Source organism: Ureibacillus endophyticus, assembly GCF_003628435.1.
Lineage (GTDB): Bacteria > Bacillota > Bacilli > Bacillales_A > Planococcaceae > Ureibacillus > Ureibacillus endophyticus.
In genome coordinates, this window is record NZ_RBZN01000101.1 from 1 (window position 1) to 2,466 (window position 2,466).

Here is a 2,466-nt window from a genome sequence, read left to right on the forward strand (position 1 = left end):
CTTTTGTAAACGCTAGAATAAAGTTGACAGTTTCTGCTAAACAGTTTTTTACACTTTCGCCAAAATTATTTAATTTCTAGTAAACTGGAAACATTAGGTGTTTATTGGAGGTTAAGGAGATTGGAGAAAAAACTAATGTTATATATGCATATTCATCAGTTAAGAGATCGGAAGTTGAATATTACACAAATTGCGGAAGAATTAAAGGTTTCACGTCCTACTGTTTATAAATATCTAGAAATGGACTTTGAAGAAGTACATACCTATGTAAGTGAATTATATAAGAAACCTAAGAAATTGGATCCCTATCGGGATTGGATGTTGGCTTGGTTAGAAGAATATCCACATTTAAGTGCAGCACAAATAAGAGATTGGCTCTTAGAACGCTATCCTGACTTAAATATTGGAGAAAGTACTGTTCGACTTTATGTGAAAGAACTGCGTGAAATCTATCAAATAGAAAAGAAGGCGCACACTCGTCAATATACTGCTGTACCAGAACAACCAATGGGCAAACAGATTCAAGTAGACTGGGGAGAAACGAAACAAAAGACAGTTAATAAGTCTGAGGTAAAATTGTATTTCATCGCATTTGTTTTAGCACATTCACGATACAAATATATGGAATGGCAAGATCGCCCCTTCACAACGAGGGACACTATTCGCTGTCATGAGAACGCCTTCCGTTATTTTGGAGGACGAACTGAAGAGCTTGTTTATGACCAGGATAATTTGATTGCAGTAAGTGAAAATGCCGGTGATATTTTATTAACAACTGAGTTTCAAGCCTATGTTAAGGAGCGACAATTCAATATTTATCTTTGTCGGAAAGCAGATCCTGAATCAAAAGGTATGATCGAGAATGTCGTGAAATACATCAAGGGGAACTACGCAGATAGCCGTACTTTCAAAGAAATAGATGATTGGAATGAACGGGCATGGGGTTGGCTTGAAAGAACCGGGAATCAAAATGTCCATCATACAACGAAAAAAAGACCGAAAGAAGTGTTCACCCTCGAAAAGCAACACTTACTACCGGTCTTACCCATACTCTCAGAAGAAAGTATCTCTATACATAGTTTAACAAGGAATGTAGGGAAAGACAATACTATCCGCTATTCATCAAACCGTTATTCAGTACCTATCGGTACGTATAATGCATTACCAAATAATGAGGTTAGAGTAGCTATTACAGATAAGCAGCTGGTTATTTCTCATCCTATTGATGGGACTATAATAGCAGAACACGCTATCAGTAGTGAAAAAGGGAAATTAATTCAAAACCGAAATCACTTAAGAGATCGTTCCAAGCAAATTAAAGAGTTAAAAATGCAAGTTCTCGCACACTTTCAAATGACACACAAAGCTAAATCTTATATAGAAGAAATCATGAAACGTTATCCGCGTTATCGCCGGGATCAACTATTGATTTTACTAAGGGTCGCTGAGGAGCATCCTACTTATTTAGAAGCAGCTTTAACTAAATCTATTGATGAGCAGCTTTACAGTGCAAATGATTTTCGTGATGTCGTTCATTATTTAGTAAAAGAGGAATTAGATTCATTACAAAGAATTCATACTAGTCCACCTAAAACAATACCTCAGATAAGCATTTCAATGCGATCAATGGATACTTATAAAACCATTTTAGGAGGGACCACAAATGAATAAAACGATAACAGAATTACAGCAAGATTTTCGGCAGTTAAGATTAGCTGAAACAGCGGAGGAGCTTCCAAAGCTCCTTCGAAAGGCAGAACAGTCGAGTTGGACTTATCAAGAATTTTTAGAGCAATTAACGGCTTTTGAATTAAATAAACGTGAAATAAAGAGCATTGAGAAAAGATTAAAAAATGCACGTTTTCCATATCTAAAATCGCTTACTGAATTTGATTTAGATGCACAACAGACATTAACGAAAAGACAGTTAACGCAATTAGAGGAACTACAGTGGCTTGAACAGCATTATAATTTGATTCTATTAGGGCCACCTGGAGTTGGAAAAACGTTTTTGTCCGTAGGACTTGGATTAGAGGCGGTTTACAAGGGATTTCAGGTTTCCTTTGTGACAATGGGAGAACTTCTTCATCTTCTTAAAACACAAGAATATACGCACAAATCTCAAGTACAAATGAAACGTATCCAAAGCTCAGATTTGGTCATTATTGATGATTTGATGTATATGGCAATGGACCAACGTGAAGCAAATCTATTTTTTCAGCTTATCAATCATTTATATGAAAAAAGTTCAATTATCTTAACCTCAAATAAAAGTCCAGAGCAATGGAGTGAATTGATGGGAGATCAAGGCATAACAACGGCCATTTTAGACCGTTTATTACATCGAGTAGAAGTTGTTCATATGGATGGAGAAAGTTATCGGATGAAAAATCGTCAACAGCTTTTCGAGGCGGAAATGTAAAAGGCATCTTAGCGTAAAGTGTAAAAAACTACTTGACGGTTACA

The 2,466-nt window shown here is 36.1% G+C and carries 2 protein-coding genes; both read left to right on the top strand.

The annotated features are described in order from the left end of the window. Positions 1–135: 135 nt before the first annotated feature. Positions 136–1,671, top strand: a complete 1,536-nt coding sequence (gene istA, locus D8M03_RS17420) for an IS21 family transposase (protein ID WP_121216043.1) — start codon at positions 136–138, stop codon at positions 1,669–1,671. After that, positions 1,664–2,422: an IS21-like element helper ATPase IstB gene (gene istB / locus D8M03_RS17425; RefSeq protein ID WP_121216042.1), complete on the top strand. Its 759-nt coding sequence runs from the start codon at positions 1,664–1,666 to the stop codon at positions 2,420–2,422. Before istA ends, istB begins: the two co-directional genes overlap by 8 nt. Positions 2,423–2,466: the final 44 nt, after the last annotated feature.